5 protein-coding genes are annotated in these 3,849 nt (G+C 66.9%); 3 read left to right on the forward strand and 2 right to left on the reverse strand.

The genetic code is table 11. The features are described 5' to 3' along the window. Positions 1–1,365 (reverse strand): magnesium transporter (mgtE, locus tag VF662_RS13765; RefSeq protein ID WP_464142263.1); only part of this gene is annotated, 1,365 nt, incomplete at its 3' end. 139 nt (positions 1,366–1,504) lie between these two features. On the opposite strand from mgtE, the gene VF662_RS13770 reads away from it, so the two are divergent. From VF662_RS13770 to VF662_RS13780, 3 genes are all read left to right on the forward strand, one after another. After that, complete coding sequence (locus VF662_RS13770; RefSeq protein WP_464142265.1) at positions 1,505–1,966, forward strand: peptidylprolyl isomerase; 462 nt, start codon at positions 1,505–1,507, stop codon at positions 1,964–1,966. Positions 1,967–1,973: 7 nt separating this feature from the next. After that, positions 1,974–2,750, forward strand: a complete 777-nt coding sequence (locus tag VF662_RS13775; RefSeq protein WP_464142267.1) for an SDR family NAD(P)-dependent oxidoreductase — start codon at positions 1,974–1,976, stop codon at positions 2,748–2,750. Between the two features lie 208 nt (positions 2,751–2,958). Next, positions 2,959–3,414 carry a L,D-transpeptidase family protein gene (locus VF662_RS13780; RefSeq protein WP_464142269.1) on the forward strand — a complete coding sequence of 152 codons (456 nt, stop codon included), beginning with the start codon at positions 2,959–2,961 and terminating at the stop codon, positions 3,412–3,414. 15 nt (positions 3,415–3,429) lie between these two features. Here the strand turns inward: VF662_RS13780 and VF662_RS13785 are convergent, their stop codons facing one another. Continuing rightward, positions 3,430–3,732, reverse strand: a complete 303-nt coding sequence (locus VF662_RS13785) for a hypothetical protein (protein WP_464142271.1) — start codon at positions 3,730–3,732, stop codon at positions 3,430–3,432. Positions 3,733–3,849: the final 117 nt, after the last annotated feature.

The following is a 3,849-nucleotide window of genomic DNA, read 5'->3' on the forward strand; positions in this document are numbered from 1 at the left end:
CATCGAATCGGTGACCATGGTGACGAAGATCGAGGAGGCGACGGCAGGGTCCGCCCCCGCCCGGTCGAGCGCGAGCGGCATCATCACGCCGGCTAGCCCGGCGATGACGATATTCGCCACCATTGCCGATGCGATCACTCCGCCCAGCAGGGCATTGTGGAAGAACAAGCCAACGGCGAGGCCGATCACTGCCGCCACGGTGACCCCGTTGAGGCAGGCGACCCTTATCTCGCGCGTGATCGCACGCCAGGTGTTCGAGCTGGTGAGCTGGTTGGTGGCGAGCGCACGCACGGTCACCGCCAGCGTCTGGGTCCCGGCATTGCCGCCGACGCCGGCGACGATCGGCATCAGCGCCGCAAGCACCACCATCTGCTGAATGGTCGCTTCGAAGCGGCTGATGATGAAGGCTGCGACGCAGGCGGTACCCAAATTCGCGATCAGCCAGCGCACCCGCGCCTTGTAGCTGTCGATGGCAGGCTCGTTGATGTCGCCCTCGCCGACGCCAGACAGGAGCAAGGCGTCCTCGCTCGCTTCTTCCTGAATGATGTGGACGATGTCGTCGACCGTGATCATGCCGACCAGGCGCCCGGACTGGTCCACCACCGCGGCCGAGATCAGCGCATATTTCTGGAAGCGGAGCGCGACCTCCTCCTGGTCCATGTCGACCGGGATCAAGGTCTGCTCGCGCTGCATCACATCGGCGATGCGGACCCGCCGCGGAGTCCTCAGCACCCAGCTCAGCATGCACGTGCCGACGGGGTGGTGGCGGGAATCCACCACGTAGATTTCCCAGAAATCGGTGGTCAGATCGTCGCCTGCGCGCAGATAGTCGATCACCTGTCCGACCGTCCAATGCTCCGGCACCGCGATGAGATCGCGCTGCATCAGGCGGCCGGCGGATTCCTCGGGGAAGGTGAGCGCTTCCTCGATCGCGGCGCGGTCGTCCGGATCCAGCGCGCGGAGGACGGCGCGCTGCTCGTCCTCCTCCATGTCCTCGATGATGGCCACGGCATCGTCCGTATCCATCTCGCCGGCGATCACGGCGACCTCGTGCGGCTCGAGCGCGTCGATCAGCTCGTCGCGCACCCAGTCGTTCATCTCCGCGAACACGTCGGCGTCGAGCACGTCCGCGACCGCCGCCGCGAGAGCGCGCCGCTCGTCGGGGTCGATCAGCTCGAACAGGTCGGCAACGTCGGCGGGGTGGAGCGGCTCGACCAGGCTGCGCGCGCCCTCCGTATCGCCTGCCTCGACGCGCTCGAGCACCTCGCGGACGAATTCCGGCCTCAGCCGGTCGTCCTCGTCCAGCCGGTCCTCGGGGGTTTCGGGCAAAGCGCCGCCGGGCATTTCGAGTTCGGTGTCGCTCATCGCCCTCTCCTGCCCGTGGGTGCCGCTTCGTCAGCGCTTCCTAGGCGCGGCGCTTCGGCCTGTCGATATTCGTGACGAGGGCTGGCGCATCCGCTGGACCGGCCCTAAGTCGCCCCCGAAACCTTGCGGAGACGCGCACATGGCCGATGAGCAGAATACCCTGGTCCTTTCCCTCGACAGCGGCGGCGATGTCGTCATCCGCCTGCGCCCCGATCTGGCGCCGGGGCATGTCGAGCGGATCAAGAGCCTTGCGAGCGAAGGCTTCTACGACGGCGTTGTGTTTCACCGCGTCATTCCAGGCTTCATGGCCCAGGGCGGCGATCCCACCGGCAGCGGCAGCGGCGGCTCCAAGCTCCCCAACCTCCAGGCCGAGTTCAACGCCGAGCCGCACGTCCGCGGCACCTGCTCGATGGCCCGCACCAATCAGCCGCACACGGCCAACAGCCAGTTCTTCATCTGCTTCGACGATGCCCGCTTCCTCGACCGTCAGTACACAGTCTGGGGTCAAGTGATCGAAGGCATGGAATATGTCGACGCGCTCCCGAAGGGCGAGCCGCCGCGCAACCCGGGCAAGATCCTGAAGGCGACGCTTCGCGCCTAGCGGCCCCTTGCGCCCTGTCACTCTCATCACCGGCGCCTCGGCGGGGCTTGGCGCCGAGTTCGCGCGCCAGTGCGCGAGGCGCGGCGATGAAGTGGTGCTGGTGGCCCGGCGGCGGGAGCGTCTCGAAGCGCTCGCCGCCGAGCTTGGCAGGGCACGCGTCATTGTCGCGGATCTCGCCGCTCCAGGTGCGCCCCGGAAGCTGATCGACGCCGTGGAGGCGCAGGGGCTAACGGTTTCGACGCTCATCAACAATGCGGGCTTCGGTCTCACCGGCGAGTTCGCCGGGCTGCCGCTGGAGCGTCAGCGCGAGATGATCGACCTCAATGTGGGCGCGCTCGTCGAGCTCACCCACCTCGTCCTTCCCGCCATGCGCAAGCGGGGCGAAGGCGGCATCCTCAACGTCGCCTCCACCGGCGCTTTCCAGGCAGGGCCCGGCTTCGCCGTCTATTTCGCCACCAAGGCGTTCGTCCTCTCCTTTACGGAAGCTCTTCACCAGGAGCTGAAGCGCAGCGGGATCAAGGTGAGCGCGCTTTGCCCCGGTCCCACGCGCACCGAATTCGGCGAGGTCGCGGGCGTCACCAGCGCGGCGTTCGACACATTCGCCGCCGACGCTTCCTCGGTGGTCGCCGCAGGCCTCAGCGGCCTCGCCCGCCATAAGGCGGTTGTGATCCCCGGCCTCACCAACAAGATCAGCGCACAATCGAACCGCCTCATGCCGCGCGCGGCGATGCGGAGGATCGTGGCCGCGCTGAAGCTGTCCGGCGGCGGCCGGGAGATTCGCTGAACTTAACCAGCTTTGGTAAGTTTTTTCGGGACGTCATTGGCTGTGAGGCTCGATTCGAGTGCTGAAATTGTCGCTTTGGGCCGGATCCGCGGGGTTGCTGCTGGGCAGCGCAACGCCGCCGCCGCCAGCGACACCTGAATCGGAACCAGCCGTTCAACTCGCTGAGGCAGCCGCCGCCCCGCCGAAGCTGGTGTACGAGCCGCAGCCCTTGGCTGATACCGTTGCCTTCACCGTCGCCCCTGAGCCTCCGCGCATGGCCGAACCGGCGGCGGACCCCACGCCGGGAGGCGTGCGGATCGTCGTCAGCATCCCGCTCCAGAAGGCCTATGTGTTCGACGATGGCGAGCTGCTGTGGACCTCGCCCGTCTCGACCGGAAAGCGCGGCTACGAGACCCCCACCGGAAGCTTCACCATCCTCCAGAAGAAGGTCCACCACCGCTCGACCACCTATGACGACGCGCCGATGCCCTACATGCAGCGGCTGACGTGGCAGGGGGTAGCGCTCCACGCGGGCCGGGTGCCGGGCTACCCCGCCTCTCACGGCTGCATCCGGCTGCCGAGGCAGTTCGCCAAGAAACTCTACGCGATCACCGACCATGGAACGACGGTGACGATCACCAACCGCAAGCCCGCCTCGCCGGAAGCCGCGATCGAGATGACCTGAAGGTCGTTGAGCGGCTCAGCGGCTTACGGCCAGCGCCAGGAGCGCCACCGCGCCGACGACGAGCAGCACAATCAGCACGATCAGGAGTGCCAGCAGCACAGCCTGCATCTGTTTTTTCGTTTCCTGGCTCCGGTCCGTCTGGTGCGCGGCATATTGTTCGAGGAAGCCGCAGCGCTTGCATCGCCACGTCGCGATCTCCGCGCGCGGCTTCCCGCTCACCTTGACGCCGGTCCAGACATTCTTCTCGGGTGCCCCTTCCACCCAGCTGGAGACCGCCACCCCGCCGTGCGTGGCATCGAGCACGAAGCCCTCGGTCATCGATCCGGAGCATTTCGGACATTGTCTGGTCTGCGACACGCTGAATTCTCCAGCAAGGAACGGACTGTATGGGCCTACCGACTATGCCCCGAAGGCCGAGCGCAGCGCCAGCGACAA

Origin of the sequence: Allosphingosinicella sp. (assembly GCF_036387215.1) — a bacterium.
GTDB lineage: Bacteria > Pseudomonadota > Alphaproteobacteria > Sphingomonadales > Sphingomonadaceae > Allosphingosinicella.

Bases quoted from the DNA above. Each gene is read 5' to 3' on its own strand.
- VF662_RS13770 (WP_464142265.1), top strand. From the start codon at position 1,505: ATGGCCGATGAGCAGAATACCCTGGTCCTTTCCCTCGACAGCGGCGGC.
- VF662_RS13785 (WP_464142271.1), bottom strand. From the start codon at position 3,732: ATGACCGAGGGCTTCGTGCTCGATGCCACGCACGGCGGGGTGGCGGTC.